Genomic DNA, 21,061 nt, shown 5'->3' on the forward strand with positions numbered 1-21,061 from the left:
AATAAACGACTTTTGCCAGCGTTACTGTAAGCAACAAAATAAGGTACAAACATGTAAAAACAGGCTTTTATGGAAGAGGTGGTTGAGCAAATAGAATTATTACTGAAGCAGGAAGATACTACACAGCTGAAGGAATACCTGAATAATCTCAACATTTCTGATGTAGAGGAACTTATAGATGAATTACCTGAGCATGGGGCAAAGTTTATCGAGATACTGTCAATAAACCGGGCGGTAAACGTATTTCGCATACTTGATTTTCCAACCCAGGAGCGTATCATAAAAAAACTTTCTGGGCAAAAAGTAGGCGAGATCATAAACGAGTTGCCGCCGGATGACCGTACCGCGCTTTTCAGCGAATTACATGGCGATGCGGTAAAAACCCTGATATTACACCTTTCCCCATCCGACAGGAAAGAGGCGCTATCTCTTTTAGGCTATAAAGAAGATAGCGTTGGCCGTTTAATGACCCCCGATTATATTGCCGTTAAAAAAAGCTGGGATGTAAACCGGGTACTATCGCATATTCGCCGTTACGGCAAAAATTCTGAAACTATCGATGTTATTTACGTGATAGGAGAGAACGGTATTTTGCTTGATGATATCCGGATACGTGAGATACTATTGGTTGACCCGGAAACAAAAATAAGCACCCTGATGGACGGCCGTTTAATATCCCTTGATGCCAACGACCCGCAGGAAGAAGCCATCAACGTGTTCAGGATGAACAACCGCACGGCCCTGCCCGTTGTGGATGCCGAAAATATACTGCTAGGTATTGTAACAGTAGATGATATACTTTGGATAGCAAACGAAGAGTATACCGAGGATATTCAAAAAATTGGTGGTACTGAGGCACTGGACGAACCATACCTGGATATTAACCTGTTCCGGCTGGTGAAAAAGAGGGTGGGCTGGTTAATTGTATTGTTTTTGGGCGAAATGCTTACCGCTACGGCCATGGGTTACTTTGGCGACGAAATAGGCATTGTGGTTGCGTTGGCATTTTTTCTGCCATTAATCATATCAAGCGGGGGCAATAGCGGCTCACAGGCGTCTACGCTTATTATACAGGCCATGGCACTTGGCGAAGTAACAGTTGCCGACTGGTGGCGGGTTATGCGCCGCGAGTTACTTTCAGGGTTAATGCTGGGTGTTATTTTGGGCATAATTGGCTTTTTGCGTATCACCATCTGGAGCGAGTTCAGCACCGTTTACGGCCCGCATTGGCTGCTGATAGCATTTACGGTTGGTTTCTCGCTGATAGGGGTGGTTTTATGGGGATCTTTATCAGGTTCAATGCTGCCGCTTTTGTTGAAAAAGCTTGGTGCCGACCCTGCTACCTCATCAGCCCCGTTTGTGGCTACCCTGGTTGATGTTACCGGCCTTATTATCTATTTTAGTATAGCATCCATCATTATGCACGATATTTTGCACCCTGCGGCACCTTTACACTCCACGGTAATAAATCATTTGCCGGCAAAAGCTGTACATTAATATGCTGCTGTTTTGTTTTAATGTTTAGTTTATATCTTTAAAAGAAAAATAATAAACCTTATTAACACAATGGAAATAGAAGACAACTACGTATAACCAATTGGCGGGTCACAACTGAATTTAACACAGCAAGCGAAGGGCTTTTTACAGCAAGCCGGTAAATGGGCTATATTTTTAGGTATAGTAGGCTTTATATTTACCGGCCTGATAGCCATAGGCGCTTTATCGGTAGGTACGCTCCTTACTTACCTTGCAACTGCAAATCCGCTTATGTAATTACCTGCCGGTATGGGGATGATTTTAACGATAGTATATCTTTTAATAGCCCTGTTATTTTTCTTTTATTCGCTTTACCTGTACCAGTTTGGTAGCCGCATAAAAAAAGGCATGTATTTAAATAGTGAAGAAGAAACTACGCTGGCATTTAGTAAGCTAAAATTGTTTTTTAAACTATGGGGTATTATTACCATCATTATCATATTATTCTACGTGCTCATATTTGTAATTACAATAGCCGGGGGAATCCTGGGTGCTTCACGAATGTAAAAACGTAATCCTGTAAAATAATAATACCCGCCTTTTGAGCGGGTATTATTATATAATTTAGGGTTGTTTGTATCTTCTTTTAAAACGAGAAATCCTCATCGGCCTTCACCTCCGAGTTTTCGCTGAATTCGTAGCGTTTTTCTACTACTTCCTGGTGATCTTTAATGTAATCTACAGTGTCTTTTAACCCCTCAGCAAATTTCTCAAAGTCCTCTTTGTATAAAAATATCTTATGTTTTATAAAAACCCCGTCCTCTAAACGTTTTTTGCTTTCTGTAATAGTTACATAATAGTCATTAGACCTGGTTGCTTTTACATCAAAAAAATAAGTCCTCTTCCCGGCCCTCACCTTCTTCGAGTAAACCTCTTCGCGCTCTCTGTTGTCAAAATCTCCCATAAATTTTTTTATTGTAATAGTTTTGGTGGCCTAAATATATATAAAAATTCAATTGCAAGTATTTAATTGCATTATAATTAAAGCTTTATTGAAACTTTTACGCCTAATGGGGATAAAGGGTTGCGTTTTAGGCTTGTTCCTCTTCTTCGAGCAGTTGTTTTTCGTATAACTCAAAATACGGGCCTTTAAGCTCCATTAAACGGGCGTGGGTACCCTGTTCTATGATATGGCCATTATCAAGTACCAAAATATTATCGGCATTTTTAATGGTAGATATACGGTGCGATATAATAATGCTGGTTTTACCCTGCATAATTCGGCCCAGGTTGCTCAATATCTCTTCCTCTGTGCGGGTATCAACCGCCGAAAGGCAATCGTCAAATATCAATACCTGTGGTTGCTTAACTATGGCCCGTGCAATGCTTACACGCTGCTTTTGCCCGCCGGATAGTGTTACACCGCGTTCACCTATCAAGGTGTCAAAGCCTTGCTCCAGCTCAATAATGTTATTATAAACGGCGGCATCTTTAGCGGCCTGTTCAACACGTTGCATATCAAGCACATCAGCACTAAAGGCAATATTGTGCGATATTTTATCAGAGAAAAGGAAAACCTCCTGCGGTACAAAGCCTATTTGCGAACGGTAATTATCAAGGTTAAGGCTGGTGAGTGGTTTATCGTCCACCAATATTTCGCCGCCGGTGGTGTCATACATCCGCATAATTAAATTGGCGATGGTTGATTTTCCCGACCCTGTACGACCTATAACCGCCACCATTTCGCCCGGATTCACCTTAAAAGAGACTTTTTTAAGCGCCGTAATGCCCGTATCGGGATAATTAAAGGTTACATTCCTGAATTCTATTTTACCATTTACATTGTGCGGTGCTGTAACTGGCGATATGATCTCGGGCTGCTGGTGTAAAAACTCGTTGATGCGCTTTTGCGAAGCCGCGGCGCGCTGTATCAACGAGGTTACCCAACCCAGTGAAATAACCGGGAATGCCAGCATGTTTAAGTAAACAATAAACTCGGCTATGTTACCGGCGGTAATATTGCCCTTCATAACTTCTACGCCGCCTATATAAATAGTGATCACGTTACTTAGGCCAATCAGCAATAGCATTGATGGGAAAAACAGGGCCTGTACTTTGGCCATGGCCATGCTTTGCGCTTTATAATCTTCACTTTCAACGGCAAACTTTTTACGTACAAAGTTTTCGCGTACGTACGATTTGATTACGCGGATGCCCGAGAAATTCTCCTGCACAAAGCTGGATAAAGCTGATAAACGTTTCTGGATCTGCTCGCTGCGAAACTCAATCACCGTATTTACATAAAATATAATAACGGCCAGTATAGGCAGCGGTAATACCGAAAACACGGCCAGCCGTACATTTACCGTTAGCATGGCGTATATAACAAGCACAAATAATACAATAGTGTTAATAGTGTACATAATACCCGGCCCCAGGTACATACGCACACGGCTTACATCCTCGGTAACGCGGTTCATCAAATCGCCGGTATTGTGGCGGCGATAAAAAGCAAGCGACAGCAACTGGTAATGGGCGTAGATCTCGTTCTTCAGATCGTACTCAATATGCCGCGACATCAGGATAATGGTTTGGCGCATAAAAAACAGGAACAAACCCCTTAGCAGGGCCAGCACCAATACTAAAACACCAAAAAGCAGCAGGCTCGAGCCGAAGATATCATAAATAATCTGCTGCCTGTTAAAACCCGAAAATAGCTGGTATACACCAATATTATCAGTAACCAGATCAAAAGCCACGCGGATAACCTGCGCAGGCAGCACCCCAAAAATGTTTGATATAATTACAAACAGCACACCCGGCACCAGGCGCCAGCGGTATTTAATAAAGAATTTATTGAGGTATGCGAGGTCTTTCATGGTGAAGTTTCAAAAGTAAGGTAATGAAACCTATAATTCAAGTCGGTAAATTGTCACTTTACTATTTAACTTACCCGGTTATAACTATAGTTCGCGTCTCCCAACATGCATTTTCTGTGTTAGGGATAGGAGCGGATACCGGCCTCGCACATAAGGCCTGCGAGCGTATGAGCGTATAGCCGGGCCGCAGGCAACACCCAAAAAATATCTTTTGTCATTTCTTCACTTATTAAAAACACTCCGTCACCAATCTTTCATCTTTTGTTCATTATTGTTTCATGGCTAACTAAACTTTGTCACTAATAAAAAAACCTATACTTTTGCAGTGCTAAAAAAATAAGATTTGCCGCGTTCTAACATGTCCGATCAAAAACCAACCGATAGTATATTTGACCAGCTTAATGCTTTCGGGCATAAAAAGGTTGTGTTCTGCAACGATCCGGATACCGGTTTAAGAGGGATAATAGCTATACATGATACCACGCTTGGGCCTGCTTTTGGCAGCACCCGCATGTGGAGCTACAAATCAGAAGCTGATGCTTTATACGATGTATTGCGCCTTTCAAAAAGCATGACCTATAAATGTGCCATTGCCGGGCTTAACATGGGTGGCGGCTATTCGGTGATCATTGGCGACTCGCGCAAGGATAAAACCGAAGCGATGATGCGCAAGTTTGGCCGCTTTGTAAAAAACCTTAACGGCGAGTTCATTACTTCTGAAGATGTTGGCACCAATCCGCGCGATATGGAGTACATCCGTATGGAAACCCAGCATGTAACCGGCATCCCCGAAAGTTTGGGGGGCAGCGGCGACCCATCGCCAATTGCGGCGAAAGGTGTGTTTATGGGTATTAAAGCAGCTGTAAAAGAACTCTATGGTAACGATACCATAACCGGCCGCTCGGTAATTGTACAAGGCATAGGCCACGTGGGCGAAAACCTTGTAAAGCTGCTGCGCGATGAGAACGCCAAAGTTTACATTAGCGATATTAACGACGAGCGTACCCGCCAGGTATCAAAAAAATACGGTGCCGAGGCAGTATCCAATAATTCGATATTTGATATTGATGCCGATATTTATTCGCCTTGTGCGCTTGGGGCAACAATCAATACCCAAACCATTAAAAAGTTGAAATGCGGTATCATAGCCGGATCTGCTAACAACCAATTGCAAAATGAGCAGGAGCACGGCGAAATGCTGCTTGAAAAAGGTATCCTTTTTGCGCCCGATTACGTAATTAACGCAGGTGGTATCATCAACTGCTATTCAGAACTAATGGGTTTTAGCAAGAAACGCACCCTGCAGCTTACCGAAAATATTTATGATGCCACGCGTAATGTTTTAAAGCTTTCTAAGCTGGAGAATATTTCTACTACCGAGGCTGCAAACAAAATTGCCGAAAAACGTATTGCTGATATTAAAAAAGTAAAATCAACCTATTAAAATTTACATTACCCCGATAGGATAGGGGCATAAAATCGTTCTTACAAATGTTAAACAGAAGGCACCTTAGGGTAAAAGTGTTACAATCGTTGTACGCTTACCACCAGTCAGATACTAAAGATATTAAAGCGCACGAAAAACACCTGCTGCATAGCATTGATCAGGTTTTTGAAATGTATATATGGATGCTGTCGCTGGTAAGCGAAGTTATTGAATATACATCGAGAGATGCGGAAGAAAGGGCCAATAAACACCGCCCTACTGACGAAGATAAAAACGTTAACCAAAAGATCCTGACCAACAGGTTCTATACTTCTCTGCAAGAGAATAAGGAATACTTACTTGCTGTAAGAAAATACAAGGTTGAGTGGTCGTTTGATCCTGAACTGGCCAAATCGTTATTTACCACACTTAAAAACTCATCAGAGTATGCCGAATACCTGGCAAAAACAGATGATAACATACAAAGCGATAAAGACATTATTAAATTCATCTTTAAAAAGGTGATCCTTAAATCGTCGTTAGCAGAGCAGGTTTTTGAAGATAAATTTATTTACTGGCCAACAGATCGCGAGGTGCTGCAGGCTTTGATTGCCAAAACCTTCAAAAACTTCTCATACGATGACGAGCCGCAGAAAAACCAGCTGGCAGAAATTAGCGGTAACTGGGTTGAGGACAGAGAATTTGTAGTGAACCTGTTTGAGCAAAGCATACGCCATGATGCAGAGTACCAGGAATTGATAGCGCAAAAAACTCAAAACTGGGAGCCCGATCGTATAGCCATGATGGATACACTGCTGATGAAGATGGCTATTGTAGAATTTCTTAATTTTACATCCATCCCGGTTAAAGTTACCATTAACGAGTACCTGGAAATCTCGAAGGAATTTAGCACGCCTAAAAGTAATTCGTTTATAAACGGTATATTAGACAAGATTTTATTTGAGTTAAAAGCCCAAAATAAGGTTAAAAAAATAGGCAGGGGATTAATAGAATAACCAAAAAATGAAAAAGCTGATTTTATGTACACTTGTTGCCGGTTTGCTTTTTACAGCCTGCAACCAATCAACCCAAAGCACAACAACCGCTGCGGTTGCTGATGCGGGTAACGTAAGTGCAACCAATGCGCCTGTGATGAAGTTTGAAAAAGAAACCCACGATTTTGGCAAGATAAAAGAAGGCGATAAAGTAACTTATGCCTTTAAATTTACCAATACGGGGAAGTCGCCGCTAATAATTAAAGATGCGGTTGCAACCTGCGGTTGTACAAAACCCGAATGGCCAAAAACACCCATACAGCCCGGTGCCGACGGCGAAATAAAAGTAACTTTTAACAGCGCCACCAAAATGGGCCTGCAGGATAAACAAATAACAGTTACAGCCAACACCGTACCTGCACAATCAATGGTGCACTTAATTGGCGAAGTAACTACACCTACTACTAAATAATTTAAATACAAATGATAGCAACAGTTTTATTACAGGCCGGCGGTGGCTTAGGTTACCAGCAATTAATAATGTTTGGTTTAATTGCGGTAGTGTTTTACTTTTTCATGATCCGCCCGCAAATGAAAAAACAAAAAGACCAAAAGAAATACGTTGACGAGCTAAAAAAAGGTGATAAAGTGGTAACTACAGCCGGTATACACGGTAAAATTTACGAAGTTGCCGATACTACTTTCTTAATTGAGACTGAAGGCGGTGGCCGTATCCGTTTTGATAAATCGGCAGTATCGTTAGATGCTTCAAAAGCATTAAATACACCGGTAGCAAGCAAATAAGCTGAAAGCTTAAGGCCGAAAGCCAAAAGCAAAACTCAAATATTATAAAGCGAAAAGCTTAAGACGAACATCTATTCGGCTTTCAGCTTTTCGCTTTGTGCTTTAAGCAAAAAACATGGCAATAATCAAATTATCAGCAATTGAGCGCCGGCGGTTATCAGCCTTTGTTACCTGCCTGGTTTTTGCCGTTTTTGCCTGGCTGTTCACTACCCTATCCAAACCATATAAGTTTACCATTAAACAAGTTGTAAGCTTCAGGAACGCGCCGCAGAAACGGGCGTTTCATCCCCTGCAATCAGATACCGTGAATGCCATAGTACAGGGTACAGGCTGGCAAATGCTTTTCTCTAAGTTTAATGAGGATAAAAAGATAATTAACGTTGATCTGCATACGCTCGAAACAAAAAATTATGTGGTAATAAGCAACCAGCTAAAGCAAATAAACGCTAAAAAGGACGTAGAGCACGAGATAATCACTGTAACGCCCGATACCCTGTTTTTTGATTTTAGCAGCCGTACGGTAAAAAGGGTGCCTATAGAATTGGTTACCGCTATAAAGTACCAAAAACAGTTTGCACAATCAGATAAAGTAACCATAAAGCCACGCTATGTTACCATAAGCGGCCCGGCAGAAGTGCTCGCCAGAATAACATCCTGGCGAACAGACTCCATTATTATGAATGGCGCCAACGAGGATTTTAATTCGCGGGTTAATGTGCAGGGGGTAAAAGAAGGCAACTTAAGTGTGCTGCCAAAAAGTGTGATGGTTACCATCCCTATTGATGAGTACACCGAAAAAACCATAGAAGTGCCTGTAAAACTGATCAATAATCGTAATTACTATAACATAAAGGTTTTTCCGCAAAAAGTGAAGGTTACGTTTACCACATCGTTAGGCAATTACCCCGACCTTAACGAGGATGATTTTGAAGCTGTTGCCGATCTTGACCTATGGCGGCATAATGGCTACAGCGTTTTGCCGGTTAAAGTAACGCGCTTGCCATCGTACAGCAAAGTGGTTAAAATAATACCGCAGAATATTGATTTTATTATAAAAAAGTAATGTTTAAAGTAGGCATCACCGGTAATATAGGCAGTGGTAAAACAACCGTTTGCAAAATATTTGAAGTATTAGGCATCCCGGTTTTTTATGCCGACGACGCAGCCAAAGATGTGATGGTAACGGATACTGAATTGATTGCGGGTATAAAACAAGCGTTTGGCAACGAGGCCTATTTTGATGACGGCACCCTTAACCGCAAGCATGTTGCAGGCATAGTTTTTAATGATAAGGAGCAGCTTGCTAAATTAAATTCGTTGGTGCATCCGGCTGTTTTCCGTGCCTTTGATAATTGGGTGCTCCACCAAAAAAAAGCCCCTTATGTATTAAAAGAGGCCGCTATACTATTTGAAAGCGGTTCCTACAAAAAGTGCGACAGGACTATAATGGTTACGGCCCCTTTAAACATCAGGATAAAGCGTGTTGCCACGCGCGATGGCATAACTGCCGATGAAGTGAAAAGCCGCAACGACCGGCAGTTCTCTGAAGAGGAGAAGCTGGCCATGGCCGATGATGTAATTATTAATGACGATACACAACTTGTAATACCCCAGGTGTTAAAACTGCATGAGTTGTACCTGTCGCTTGCCCAAACTAAATGATAATTGACGATTTTATTGCCTTTAATGCCAATGGCCTGTACTGCCGTTATGCCGATTTTTACCTGGACCCGCAACAGCCGGTAACTAACGCCGTAATATCACACGCCCATGCCGACCATGCCGTAAGTGGCAATATTAACGTTTATACTACCGAAGCTACCTACGCTTTTATGCAGCTGCGTTATGGCAAAAGTGCTTCAAAAGTGAGCTATGCAGTAGCGTATAATTTGCCGTTTAATATTGGTGATGTACAGATAACTTTTATCCCGGCAGGGCATATGCCCGGGTCAGCCCAGGTTTTAATGGTATATAAAGGGGTAAAGTATCTATACACGGGCGACTATAAACTACAGCCGGATGCTACCTGCGAACCTATGGAGTTTGTAAAGGCCGATGTGCTGATCACGGAAAGTACCTTTGCCGACCCAACCACCGCACACCCCGACCCGGTTGAGGAAATTAAAAAACTGAATGATATAAAAATAAACATCCTGCTGGGGGCGTATAGCCTTGGTAAAAGCCAGCGATTGATCAGGATGATAAACGATTATGCGCCGCAGAAAAAGATATTGGTGCATCACCGTATTATGCCTATCAATGCCATTTATCACAAAATGGGATTTGAACTGGGCGCACACCAGATGTATGGCCGTAAGCTGATGAAAGAGCAATTGGAATATGTATACATTGTGCCGCCTTTTACGTTTGATAGTTATTTGCGGGCAACAGGGGTTAAGCGTTTATTTGCCTCGGGCTGGAAAAACCTGCAGGTAAACGCGCAGGATACCTTGTTTATATCAGACCACGCCGATTGGGGCGACATCATCAAAACCATTGAACAAACCCAGCCACAGCAGGTATGGACGCTGCATGGGAATGGCACGCATTTAAAAAATCACTTTAATAATGATATTTTTGTGAAATTGCTGAGCTGATGTTGCAGGAGAACGTTGACTACTATATAAACGAGGATGGTAATTTTGTTTTCACCAAAGAATACCACTTAAACCGTGGTTATTGCTGTAAAAACAAATGTTTGCACTGCCCCTGGAGCTATGGGCGCGAGAAAGACACTGAACAAACAAAAAATAAATAGGTTATATTTGCAGGATAATTAGATCATGGGAATAGAGGAAGACATAAAAAGCACGAATTTTGAAGATATTTACCATAAGGCGGTAATTAATCTGAATTATACGTACGGTTGGATGAACAACTATATGCGCCCGGAATTTGAGCGTTATAAGCTTACCCAACAACAGTTTAATATCCTGCGCATTCTACGCGGCCAATACCCCAAACCCGCTACTGTAAATTTGTTAAAGGATAGGATGATCGACAAGATGTCGGATGCATCACGAATTGTTGATCGGCTGGTACAAAAGGGCCTGGTATCGCGCTGCACCAACTCGCGCGACCGCCGCGCTGTTGATATCCGCATTAGCGATGAGGGATTAGAGATCCTTAAAAAAATGGATGCCTGCTTCAAAACAAAGGACCTGTTCAAACAAAACCTTACCGAAGAAGAAGCAGCGCAACTAAGCGATCTGCTGGATAAGATGAGGGGGTAAGGAAGAATCAAGACTGTTAGAGTCAGGAATCAAGACAGAAAATATATAGGGTGTTTACGAAAGTAAGCACCTTTTTTGTGCAATATTATTCCCTCCCTTGGGAGGGTTAGGGAGGGGTTAATGAGCTTTTCTGTGTCGCATTTAACTCACCCGGTCGTTGCTTCGCTTGGCCACCCTCTCTCCGCAAGCAGAAGGAGGGATTAGGAAGTTTAGGTATATTCTCACCCTCTTTGCGCAACAGAGAGGGTCGCGCACGAAGTGTCGCGGGGTGAGTTAAACTAATAACCTACGCCCTAAACCCAGGCACAATCTTCCTGAATCCAAGGCCAAACAAGATTCCCACCAAACTCCCATAAACAGCCCCGCCGGTAACATCCAGTGGGTAATGCACACCTACATAAACCTGTGCAAAACAAACAACAGCAGCCCAAAGTATGGTTGCGGGCAACACCCACTTCCATCTTTTAAAAAATATCCAGCTTAAAAACAGGGCTATGGCAAAATGGTCGGTAGCGTGGGTAGATGGAAAACTATAACCCGTACCACAGCCAACACGGGCTATATCGGTTTGCGCCGTAACCGGGTCCCGGCAGGGGCGCAGGCGGTTTACCTGCGGTTTTATGATGCTGGCACTGGTATAATCGGCAAAGCCAACAGCCATTGCCAAAAAAACGATGAGGATAGCCCCCTGTTTTTTATATCGCCAGATGCAAAAAACGATGATGAACAGATAAAGCGGGATCCAGAATTTTGGGTTACGCATCAGGGGCATCAGCCAATCAAAAAACGGGTTCGAAAGGTCGTGATTGATAAAGTAAAATAAATGCCGGTCAAAATTTAGCAGCGAATCGGGCATTGGCTTTATAGTGTAATACTTAGTGTTCTCAACAGCGGGTAAATATAGCTAATAAATTAACGCTTAAAAGTACGTGAATTTTACAATGCTATCGCTTAAATATTCTTATTTTTGCGGCTTAACATCTATACGTTTTGACACTCATAAAATCAATTTCGGGCATCAGGGGTACCATAGGTGGTGCAGCCGGCGACGGACTAACCCCATTGGATATTGTTAAATTTACATCTGCATACGGTAGTTGGGCGGTAAAACGCACCGGCATCAAAAAGATAGTTTTGGGGCGCGATGCCCGCCTGTCAGGCAGTATGGTAAACAATTTGGTTATAGGTACCCTGCAAGGTTTAGGTATTGATGTGGTAGATCTGGGCCTTTCAACCACCCCAACCGTTGAAGTTGCTGTGCCTGATGAAAAGGCTGCAGGGGGTATCATCCTTACCGCAAGCCATAACCCAAAACAATGGAACGCTTTAAAATTGCTGAACGAAAAAGGCGAATTTATTAACGATGCCGATGGTAAAGAAGTTTTAGAAATTGCAGAGAACAGCGATTTTACCTACGCTGATGTAAACGACCTGGGTAAAGTTATCAATGACGACAGCTACCTGCAAAAACACATCGATAAAATATTGGCCCTGCCTTTGGTTAACGTAGAAGCTATAAAAAAAGCCAACTTTAAAATAGCTATCGATTGTGTTAATTCAACCGGTGGTATATTTGTACCGGCTTTGTTAAAGGCACTTGGTGTAGAGGTTATCCACGAGCTTTATTGTGAGCCTGATGGGCATTTTCCACATAACCCTGAGCCATTGCCGGAGAACCTGGTAGCGCTGTCGCAAGAGGTTTTAAAGACCAAAGCCGACCTGGGTATAGCTGTTGACCCTGATGTTGACCGCCTTTGCTTTGTTTGCGAGGATGGCAGCATGTTTGGCGAAGAATATACATTGGTTACCGTTGCCGATTATGTGTTGAAAAACACAAAAGGTAATACAGTATCAAACCTGTCATCAACCCGCGCCTTGCGCGATGTTACCGAAAGTGCTGGTGGCGAATACCATGCAGCAGCGGTAGGCGAGGTGAATGTGGTTAACAAAATGAAAGAAGTTAACGCCGTTATTGGCGGTGAAGGCAACGGCGGGGTTATTTATCCCGAGCTGCATTATGGCCGTGATGCTTTGGCAGGTATAGCCTTATTTTTAACCCATTTAGCTAATTATGGCAAACCGGTTTCTGTTTTAAGGGCATCATACCCAAGCTACTTTATATCTAAAAACAAAATTACGCTTACGCCGGAGATGGATATAGACGCGCTGTTGTTAAAGGTTGAAGAAAAATACCAGAAACAGCCGCACTCTACCATTGATGGTTTAAAAATTGAGTTTGATAAACAGTGGGTACACCTGCGCAGATCAAACACCGAGCCTATCATCCGCATCTATTCTGAAGGTGATTCAGAAACCATTGCAGATAACCTGGCTAATAAGATAATTACAGATATAAAAGAAATACTTAATTTAAACGAGTAACATGCAAAGTCTTCGGGATTGGGGAATTCCGCTGGTTTAGCATGTTATTTTTACTGACCATAATTTATTAAAGAAACGATGCGAGTTTATTTCGACAACGCCGCTACTACTGCGCTTGATCCTGAGGTTTTAAAGGAAATGTATAAAGTGATGGAAGGCCAGTTTGGTAATCCCTCGTCTATACATTCGCATGGGCGCGAAGTGCGTACATTGATTGAACGCTCACGCAAAACCATTGCCGGTTTATTACATACCTCGCCTGCCGAGATATTTTTTACCAGTGGTGGCACCGAGGCCGATAATACTGCCATCCGTTGCGGTATTGTTGATCATAAACTAACGCATGCTATTACTACCAGGCTTGAGCACCACGCGGTTGTGCACACGCTGCAGGCCATGGAAAAAGCAGGCGTAATTAAGTTAAGTTATGCTGATGTTGACAGTAAAGGCAACGTTGATTATGGCCACCTTGAGACTTTACTAAAAAACAACGACCGTAGCTTTGTATCGTTAATGCATGCTAATAACGAATTAGGTACGCTTACCGATATTGAGCGCGTAGGTGAGCTTTGCGAAGCCTACAACGCCATGTACCATAGCGATACGGTACAAACTGTTGGCCACTATAAGCATGACCTGAGCAAGCTTAAATTAAGCTTTATGGTTTGCGCGGCGCATAAGCTGCATGGCCCAAAAGGTATCGGCTTTTTACACATCAACCATAAAGTTAAAATAAATCCGATGATATATGGAGGTTCGCAGGAGCGTAATATGCGTGGCGGTACCGAAAATGTTTATGGTATTGTCGGCCTTGCAAAAGCGCTTGAAATGGCGTATGCCGATATGGATCAGCACCAAGCCTATATACAGGGGTTAAAAAGCTACATGAAGGCGCAACTGGAGCAAAATGTGCCGGGCGTGGAATTTAATGGCGAAACCGACCCTGCTAAAAGTTTATACACCGTACTGAATGTGTCTTTCCCTGAAATGGAAATGGCCGATATGCTGTTGTTTAACCTGGATATTGCCGCTATTTCGGCCTCAGGCGGCAGTGCGTGCAGTTCGGGTACAGATATAGGCTCGCACGTGTTAACTGCTATTGGTGCTAATCCTAACAGGCCATCGGTAAGGTTCTCGTTCTCTAAATACAACACCAAAGAAGAAGTGGACTATACAGTAGCCAAACTGCGCGAATTGTGTATGGTAAGCGCATAATTTGCCGGGTAGAAGTAGAAGGGTAGCTCCTAACGGAGCATAAAAGCTTTTACGATTTGATCTACAAAGCGGTAGCCTCTACGAGGCAGCTTTTCTATCGCAACAAGTGCATTTATTTTATTATACATCATCAATAAGCATCGGTTGTAGATTGCCACTTTGTAGTTGTTTAATTCACAGAGGATGGATAACTCCTAACGGAACATAAAAGATTTTGCAATTAAGGCTACGAAACGGTGCCTCTGAGAGGTAGCTTTCTATTTTATAGCACTTCAATAGCTATTTCTATAAGCATTATCATTAATGATATATAAAATAATGTCCCGAGGTATAACCGCTTTGTAGAAGGTTAGCTCTTAAGGGAGCATAAAGATTTTGCAAATAGGCTACAAAGGGTAGCCTCTACGAGGCAAATACACTGCAATAATTATTTCTATAAGCATATTCATTAATGATATGTATAAAAAAGTAATGTCCCTTAGGGACAACCGCTTTGTAGCATATTAATCAGGTTGTGCTTTGCTCCGTAGGAGCTACCCACGAATGTTATTTCAATAAATTTCTAATTTGTTAATTTGTGGCCTCGTTTTTGATTGTTTATTAATTAACAATTAAAAACTAAAAACCATGGAAAGCAACGAAAGAAACCCGGAGTACACTCCGAACCATAATCCAAACGAAAACCCTGAAGAACGCCAGTCAGATAATGAAGGCACAGGATACCATCAGCAAAGCGAGCAGGAGCAACAGCAACAAGGTGCTGATACATCATATAGCGAGCAAACTGATGTAACGCCGCCAAGCAAACACGAGTTTCCATCAACAGGTGCGGCAACAAAAACAGATTTTACCAGCCGTAACCAGGGCCGCACAACCGGCCGTATGGTAGGGCATGAGCCAGGTACTGAGGGGATATAAGCGTCCAGCCCCTTAAAATGGGAGCAAAATAACAAAGGCCATTCGTAAAACTAACGGATGGCCTTTGTTATGGAATATTTTTTATTTAAGCCTGTGGCTCAGCTTTTTCTTCTTTAGCAGTAACCGGGGCAAGCATTTTTAGGAATGATGCCAATTTTTCTTTCATCTCCCTGCGGTCAACTATAAAATCAAGGAAACCATGTTCCTGTACGAACTCCGCGGTTTGGAAACCTTTGGGCAGATCTTTCTTAATAGTTTCTTTAATAACCCTTGGGCCTGCAAAACCTATCAGTGAACCCGGCTCGGCAATATTGATATCGCCCAGCATAGCGTATGATGCCGTTACACCACCGGTGGTAGGATCTGTTAGTAATGATATATAAGGTACTTTTGCCTGACTCAATAGTGCCAGCTTAGCCGATGTTTTGGCCATCTGCATTAACGAGAATGCAGCCTCCATCATCCTTGCACCGCCCGATTTTGAGATCATCAGGAAAGGGATCCTGTTAGCGATGCTATGATCGATAGAGCGTGCTATCTTTTCGCCCACAACAGAACCCATCGAACCACCAATAAAGTTAAAATCCATACAGGCAATAACCAGCTCCTGCCCGTTCATTTTACCATGAGCAGCGCGTATAGCATCAGTTAAACCCGTTTTGGCTTTTGTTTCCATTAACCTGTCGGTATATTTTTTGGTATCAGTAAATTCTAACGGATCGCCTGAATGCAGGGCGGTAAACAGTTCGGTGAACTGGTTATCATCAAACAAAACAGAAAAATATTCTTTAGATCCAATGCGTAAATGGTAACCACAGTAGTGGCAAACGTATTGGTTTTCAACCTGTTCAGAGTAGTGTAAGGGTTTTTTACAATTGGGGCATTTATTCCAGATGCCATCAGGGGCTTCCTTTTTTTCCTCAGTAGTCGTAATTATCCCTTTAATTTCTCGCTTAAACCACGCCATGTCTATTTCTAAGTCTTTCAAGTACTGCAAAGAAACAAAAAATATCACAACAAGTTTGTAAATGTTAACAGAAGTTGATGTTGTTAAATGTGATTACAACGATAACTAAGTGTTAAATTAACACCATTGATTGCCTTTAATTTCACTTTTATAAACAATTATTAGCTTTTATAAGGGCTTTTCAGGCTAAAACTTTCACAATCATATAGGTAAAACCCATAATTTTTATAACTTCGAGCCCCAAACATACGCTCATGGATTTAAAAAATATTAAAGGTGTTCTGCATGGTGACCAAGTGCAGGAACTATTTGAAGCAGCTAAAAAACATCAGTTTGCTTTACCTGCCGTTAACGTTATCGGCACAAACACTATTAACGCGGTAATGGAAACAGCTGCGGCTGTTAAATCACCTGTTATTATCCAGTTATCAAATGGCGGCGCGCAGTTTTATGCGGGTAAATCATTAGATAACTCAAAACTACAGGCCTGTATTTTAGGTGGTGTATCGGCAGCTAAACACGTGCATTTATTAGCCGAGCATTATGGTGTTGCAGTAATTTTGCATACCGACCACGCCGCAAAAAAATTATTACCGTGGATTGATGGTTTGTTAGAGCATGGCGAGAAATTTTTTGCTGAAACAGGCAAGCCGTTGTTCTCATCACACATGCTTGACCTTTCTGAAGAGCCTATCGAAGAAAATATCGAAATATCTGCTAAATACCTGGAGCGCATGGCCAAAATGGGCATGACCGTTGAAATTGAGCTTGGTGTAACCGGCGGCGAAGAAGACGGCGTTGATAACTCTGATGTTGATAGCTCACGTTTATATACCCAGCCCGAAGAGGTTGCTTACGCATACGAAGAACTTTCAAAAGTTAGTCACCGATTTACCATTGCTGCTGCATTTGGTAACGTACATGGTGTGTACAAACCGGGTAATGTTAAATTACAGCCGGTTATTCTGCACAACTCACAAGAGTTTTTAAAACAGAAACATAACTTAACTGCCGAAAAGCCTATCAACTTTGTATTTCACGGTGGTTCGGGCTCAAGCCAGGAAGAAATTCGCGAAGCGATATCTTACGGTGCTATAAAAATGAACATTGATACCGATATGCAGTTTGCATTTTGGGAAGGTATAAGAGATTACTACCAGGCAAAAGAAGGCTATTTGCAAACGCAGATTGGCAACCCTGATGGCGACGATTCTCCGAACAAAAAATATTACGACCCACGCGTTTGGTTGCGTAAAGCAGAAGAAAGCTTTGTTAAAAGGCTAACCGAAGCTTTTGGCGATCTGAACTGTATCGACGTAAACAGCAAACTATAGTTAATAAAACTATCAGGAATAAAAAACCGCCATTGTGATAAACATTGGCGGTTTTTTTAGGTTGTTATGTAAATTACCAACCATGGCAAAAAAGAAAAAAAACTTATTTGAAAATTTTGCGAACTGGGCAACAGCTGCAACCGGTAGCTCGGCAGCTTTTATTATTGCCATGTCCACTATCGTGGTATGGCTGGTTACAGGGCCTGTGTTTAAGTATTCTGATACCTGGCAGCTAATCATCAATACAGGTACCACCATTGTTACTTTTTTAATGGTGTTCCTGATCCAAAAATCGCAGAATAAAGATTCAAAGGCCATACACTTAAAACTTAATGAAATACTCGCATCGCACCAGGGGGCCAGTAACCGTATGGTTGATATTGAAAATTTAACCGAGAAGGAACTTGACCAGCTGCATAAATTCTACGTACGTTTGTCTGAACTGGCCGAAAAGGAAGATGATCTGACCTGCACACACTCGATAGATGCTGCTGATGATAATCATGAAACCAAACAATCGGGCTATAAATCAAAATCGCATTATCAAAATGCCGTCAAAAATAGAAGTAAAGCAAGTAAGTAACCCTGCCGACCTGGAGAAAGTGTTTGCCATAAGGCACGAGGTTTTTGTTATAGGGCAAAATTGCCCTGCAGACCTTGAACGGGCAAATGAAGAAGAAGCGCACCATTTTTTAGTTACCGTTGACGGTGAACCTGCCGGTGCATCGCGCTGGCGCAAAACCAACGACGGTTATAAACTGGAACGTTTTGCTGTACTTTCAAAATTTCGCGGCCATGGAGTAGGGCAGGCACTTGTAAAAGCCGTATTAGCCGATCTGCCTGCTGATGCCGGTTACGTTTATCTTAACTCACAAACTCCGGCTGTAAGCTTGTACGAAAGGTTTGGTTTCGAAAAATCAGGTCCTGAGTTTGAAGAAGCCGGGATGATGCATTATAAAATGGTTTTGGGAGATAGATTCAAGAGTTAGAATCTGGAATAAAGACTGTTTCCTACTCATAGCTACCGCGAGCTTTCAGCTCGTGGTCTGCACAAGGTCAGCTTTCAGCTGACACAAGCTCAAAGCTTGTAAAATGCTACACCACGAGATACGCTGCGCTAATCGCGGCAGTGTGGCTAACTTTTCTATCGAAGATTGCCACGTCGCTATCGCTCCCCGCAATGACGCGTGGGAAATAGATCTTACCCAAACACTTTTCCTGAGTAATCCATTGCTTCGCTTAGTTTATCCAAATTAAGCCCCAGGTCGATGTTTTGATGTAATAGATATGCTATCAGGTTTTCGGTAGCGATGTTGCCTGTAAGGTCATCTGCGGCCATCGGGCAGCCCCCATAGCCTTTTAAGGCTACGTCAAACTTTTTACAGCCGCTTTCATGTGCTGCCGCAATTTTTTCCATCCAGGTATCGGGTGTGGAATGCAGGTGCAAACCAAATTCTGTTATTTCTGATAGGCTGGTTAGGGCAGGGTACAGGCTGATGATCTGTTCGGGCGTTGCAACGCCAACGGTGTCTGACAGGGCGATATGCCCAATCCCTTCATCTATCATTTTTTGCGCCCAGTGTTGTACTATTTCGTTGTTCCACTCATCGCCATAAGGGTTGCCAAATCCCATGCTTAGGTAAATAAGCAATTCCTTGTCATTAGTAACACACAACTCATTTATACGCTTTACATTATCAAATGCCTGCTCAATTGTAGTATTGGTATTACGCAGCTGGAAGGTCTCTGAGATAGAAAATGGGTAACCAAGGTAAGTGATCTCAGCATGGCTAACGGCATCCTCAGCGCCTCTGTAATTGGCTATAATGGCCAGTAATTTTGATCGGGTGTTGCTTAAGTCGAGTTTGCTTAGAACTTCGGCAGTATCGCGCATTTGCGGGATGGCCTTCGGCGATACAAAGCTGCCAAAATCAATAGTATCAAAACCCACCTGTAAAAGCAGGTTGATGTATGCTGCTTTTACATCCGTAGGTACAAAATCATGCAGGCCCTGCATAGCATCGCGCGGGCATTCGGTTATTCTGATATGTTCGGCCATTTGGTTAGTCTGGTTTAGAAACCTGCGCGTCTTTTTCCACAAGCTCTTCGCGCTTAAAGTTACGAATTATAAGCCTGCTGCCGCCATTATACGTAACATAGCTGGCCACCCAGTTAATAAATACAATAACGCGGTTACGGCCACCCATAAGCGATATCAGGTGTACAAACATCCATATAAGCCATGCAAAAAATCCCTGGAACTTTAGTTTGCCCAAATCAGCAATGGCTTTGTTACGGCCTATTGTTGCCAAAGATCCCTTATCGTTATATTTAAAGGGAGCCGTTGGTTCGCCTTTTATCAATTTATAGATGTTTTTACCCGTGGTTTCGCCCATTTGTATGGCAACCTGCGCTACACCGGGGTGGCCTTTAGGGGTTTCGTCGGTTATCATGGCGGCCACATCACCAATGGCAAATATGTTATTGCTACCCACCACGCGGCAAATGGTATCTGTTTTAATGCGGTTACCCCGCTCAATGGCGTCTTTCGATACGCCATCGGGCACAACCCCCATCACACCGGCCGACCAGATTACGTTTTTGGTTAAGATGCTTTTACCGCCTTCAAACTTTATCTCGTTACCATCGTAGCTTTCTACTTTAACATTCAGCAATACCTCAACGCCCATTTTATGCAGAAAATCTTCGGCAGCTTTTGAACCCTCGTCAGAGAAAGGGCCTAACACCTTTGGTAAAAAGTCTACCAGGTAAACCTTCATCTCGTCTTTCGACAATTCCGGATAGTCTTTATTCAGCACGTGGTTTCGCAATTCGGCTAAGGCACCAGCAAGCTCTACACCGGTTGGGCCGGCGCCTACCAGTACAAACGCCAGGTAGGGTGCGCGTTCTTCCTTAGAGGGCTTTAAAATGGCCTCTTCCAGGTTCTGTAGCACCATGTAGCGTAGGTTCAATGCCTCCGGGATAGATTTCATGGGCATGGCGTAATGCTCAATCTCTTTATTGCCAAAAAAATTGGTTGTCGACCCGGTTGCTATTACCAGGTAATCGTAAGGTATTTCGCCTATACTGGTAATCACGCTATTCCGGTCTGTATCTATCCGGCTAACCTCGGCATGCCTGAACCGAAGGTTTTTTTGCCCGTCAAAATTTTTACGCAACGAGAAAGCTATCGACTCTGCCTCTAAACTACCGGTTGCCACCTGGTAAAGCAGGGGCTGAAAGGTGTGGTAGTTGTGTTTATCAATGAGTACAACTTCAACCGGTTTATCGGCAAGTTGCTTAGCCACTTGCAGGCCGCCAAAGCCGCCGCCTATAATAACTACTGTTGGGAATTTCGATTGATCAGTGGCGTTCATAAGCAATTTGTTTATTGTTTAAACCTAAACGTGATAGTTGTAAAACAAAAAAGGC

At 42.7% G+C, this 21,061-nt stretch carries 23 protein-coding genes; 17 read left to right on the plus strand and 6 right to left on the minus strand.

Annotation, left to right across the window (positions count from 1 at the left end; translation table 11 throughout):
* Window positions 1-69: 69 nt before the first annotated feature.
* Window positions 70-1,497, plus strand: coding sequence for a magnesium transporter (mgtE, locus tag IDJ75_RS13475; protein WP_191176162.1), 1,428 nt, complete (start codon window positions 70-72; stop codon window positions 1,495-1,497).
* 294 nt (window positions 1,498-1,791) lie between these two features.
* Entirely contained in the window at window positions 1,792-2,043 is a 252-nt protein-coding gene (locus IDJ75_RS13480) for a DUF5362 family protein (RefSeq protein WP_191176163.1), read from the plus strand.
* Between the two features lie 79 nt (window positions 2,044-2,122).
* On the opposite strand, the gene IDJ75_RS13485 is transcribed toward IDJ75_RS13480, so the two are convergent.
* Window positions 2,123-2,440, minus strand: coding sequence for a DUF3276 family protein (locus tag IDJ75_RS13485; protein ID WP_191176164.1), 318 nt, complete (start codon window positions 2,438-2,440; stop codon window positions 2,123-2,125).
* Window positions 2,441-2,567: 127 nt separating this feature from the next.
* Entirely contained in the window at window positions 2,568-4,355 is a 1,788-nt protein-coding gene (locus IDJ75_RS13490) for an ABC transporter ATP-binding protein (protein WP_191176165.1), read from the minus strand.
* A gap of 358 nt (window positions 4,356-4,713) precedes the next feature.
* Between IDJ75_RS13490 and IDJ75_RS13495 the strand changes: the two genes are divergently transcribed.
* The 9 genes from IDJ75_RS13495 to IDJ75_RS13535 all read left to right on the plus strand — a co-directional run bounded on the left by IDJ75_RS13495 (window position 4,714) and on the right by IDJ75_RS13535 (window position 10,813).
* A complete protein-coding gene (locus IDJ75_RS13495) occupies window positions 4,714-5,799 on the plus strand; it encodes a Glu/Leu/Phe/Val family dehydrogenase (protein WP_191176166.1) in 1,086 nt (361 codons plus the stop codon).
* Window positions 5,800-5,846: 47 nt separating this feature from the next.
* Window positions 5,847-6,797, plus strand: coding sequence for a transcription antitermination factor NusB (gene nusB / locus IDJ75_RS13500; RefSeq protein ID WP_191176167.1), 951 nt, complete (start codon window positions 5,847-5,849; stop codon window positions 6,795-6,797).
* Between the two features lie 7 nt (window positions 6,798-6,804).
* Window positions 6,805-7,248, plus strand: coding sequence for a DUF1573 domain-containing protein (locus tag IDJ75_RS13505; protein ID WP_191176168.1), 444 nt, complete (start codon window positions 6,805-6,807; stop codon window positions 7,246-7,248).
* A gap of 11 nt (window positions 7,249-7,259) precedes the next feature.
* On the plus strand, window positions 7,260-7,580 hold the full coding sequence (gene yajC / locus IDJ75_RS13510; protein WP_191176169.1) for a preprotein translocase subunit YajC: 321 nt from the start codon (window positions 7,260-7,262) through the stop codon (window positions 7,578-7,580).
* 115 nt (window positions 7,581-7,695) lie between these two features.
* The gene (locus tag IDJ75_RS13515) at window positions 7,696-8,643 is read left to right on the plus strand and encodes a YbbR-like domain-containing protein (protein WP_191176170.1); all 948 of its coding nucleotides are present in this window, start codon (window positions 7,696-7,698) and stop codon (window positions 8,641-8,643) included.
* The gene (coaE, locus tag IDJ75_RS13520; RefSeq protein WP_191176171.1) at window positions 8,643-9,242 is read left to right on the plus strand and encodes a dephospho-CoA kinase; all 600 of its coding nucleotides are present in this window, start codon (window positions 8,643-8,645) and stop codon (window positions 9,240-9,242) included. Before IDJ75_RS13515 ends, coaE begins: the two co-directional genes overlap by 1 nt.
* On the plus strand, window positions 9,239-10,177 hold the full coding sequence (locus IDJ75_RS13525; RefSeq protein ID WP_191176172.1) for an MBL fold metallo-hydrolase: 939 nt from the start codon (window positions 9,239-9,241) through the stop codon (window positions 10,175-10,177). The genes coaE and IDJ75_RS13525 overlap by 4 nt, the downstream gene beginning before the upstream one ends.
* Window positions 10,177-10,338: a DUF5522 domain-containing protein gene (locus IDJ75_RS13530; RefSeq protein WP_191176173.1), complete on the plus strand. Its 162-nt coding sequence runs from the start codon at window positions 10,177-10,179 to the stop codon at window positions 10,336-10,338. Before IDJ75_RS13525 ends, IDJ75_RS13530 begins: the two co-directional genes overlap by 1 nt.
* A 25-nt stretch (window positions 10,339-10,363) precedes the next feature.
* Window positions 10,364-10,813, plus strand: coding sequence for a MarR family winged helix-turn-helix transcriptional regulator (locus tag IDJ75_RS13535; protein WP_191176174.1), 450 nt, complete (start codon window positions 10,364-10,366; stop codon window positions 10,811-10,813).
* Between the two features lie 286 nt (window positions 10,814-11,099).
* On the opposite strand, the gene IDJ75_RS13540 is transcribed toward IDJ75_RS13535, so the two are convergent.
* Window positions 11,100-11,669, minus strand: a complete 570-nt coding sequence (locus IDJ75_RS13540) for a phosphatase PAP2 family protein (protein WP_191176175.1) — start codon at window positions 11,667-11,669, stop codon at window positions 11,100-11,102.
* Between the two features lie 134 nt (window positions 11,670-11,803).
* Here IDJ75_RS13540 and glmM point away from each other — a divergent pair, with 134 nt between their 5' ends.
* The 3 genes from glmM (at window position 11,804) to IDJ75_RS13555 (ending at window position 15,328) form a co-directional block, all read left to right on the plus strand.
* A complete protein-coding gene (gene glmM / locus IDJ75_RS13545; protein ID WP_191176176.1) occupies window positions 11,804-13,195 on the plus strand; it encodes a phosphoglucosamine mutase in 1,392 nt (463 codons plus the stop codon).
* A 78-nt stretch (window positions 13,196-13,273) separates the two neighbouring features.
* A complete protein-coding gene (locus IDJ75_RS13550) occupies window positions 13,274-14,410 on the plus strand; it encodes a cysteine desulfurase family protein (RefSeq protein WP_191176177.1) in 1,137 nt (378 codons plus the stop codon).
* Between the two features lie 627 nt (window positions 14,411-15,037).
* Complete coding sequence (locus IDJ75_RS13555) at window positions 15,038-15,328, plus strand: hypothetical protein (RefSeq protein ID WP_191176178.1); 291 nt, start codon at window positions 15,038-15,040, stop codon at window positions 15,326-15,328.
* Window positions 15,329-15,413: 85 nt separating this feature from the next.
* On the opposite strand, the gene accD is transcribed toward IDJ75_RS13555, so the two are convergent.
* Entirely contained in the window at window positions 15,414-16,295 is an 882-nt protein-coding gene (accD, locus tag IDJ75_RS13560; protein WP_191176756.1) for an acetyl-CoA carboxylase, carboxyltransferase subunit beta, read from the minus strand.
* A gap of 254 nt (window positions 16,296-16,549) precedes the next feature.
* Here accD and fbaA point away from each other — a divergent pair, with 254 nt between their 5' ends.
* From fbaA to IDJ75_RS13575, 3 genes are all read left to right on the plus strand, one after another.
* On the plus strand, window positions 16,550-17,629 hold the full coding sequence (gene fbaA, locus IDJ75_RS13565) for a class II fructose-bisphosphate aldolase (protein WP_191176179.1): 1,080 nt from the start codon (window positions 16,550-16,552) through the stop codon (window positions 17,627-17,629).
* Window positions 17,630-17,711: 82 nt separating this feature from the next.
* On the plus strand, window positions 17,712-18,212 hold the full coding sequence (locus IDJ75_RS13570) for a low affinity iron permease family protein (RefSeq protein WP_191176180.1): 501 nt from the start codon (window positions 17,712-17,714) through the stop codon (window positions 18,210-18,212).
* Window positions 18,178-18,618 (plus strand): GNAT family N-acetyltransferase, encoded by a 441-nt coding sequence (locus IDJ75_RS13575; protein ID WP_191176181.1) that lies wholly within the window; start codon window positions 18,178-18,180, stop codon window positions 18,616-18,618. Before IDJ75_RS13570 ends, IDJ75_RS13575 begins: the two co-directional genes overlap by 35 nt.
* A gap of 212 nt (window positions 18,619-18,830) precedes the next feature.
* Here IDJ75_RS13575 and IDJ75_RS13580 read toward each other — a convergent pair whose 3' ends face one another.
* Both IDJ75_RS13580 and IDJ75_RS13585 read right to left on the minus strand, forming a co-directional pair.
* Window positions 18,831-19,688: a hydroxymethylglutaryl-CoA lyase gene (locus tag IDJ75_RS13580; RefSeq protein ID WP_191176182.1), complete on the minus strand. Its 858-nt coding sequence runs from the start codon at window positions 19,686-19,688 to the stop codon at window positions 18,831-18,833.
* 4 nt (window positions 19,689-19,692) lie between these two features.
* Window positions 19,693-21,006 (minus strand): NAD(P)/FAD-dependent oxidoreductase, encoded by a 1,314-nt coding sequence (locus IDJ75_RS13585; protein ID WP_191176183.1) that lies wholly within the window; start codon window positions 21,004-21,006, stop codon window positions 19,693-19,695.
* Window positions 21,007-21,061 lie beyond the last annotated feature (55 nt).

The organism is Mucilaginibacter rigui, from assembly GCF_014773275.1.
GTDB classification, from domain to species: Bacteria; Bacteroidota; Bacteroidia; order Sphingobacteriales; family Sphingobacteriaceae; genus Mucilaginibacter; species Mucilaginibacter rigui_A.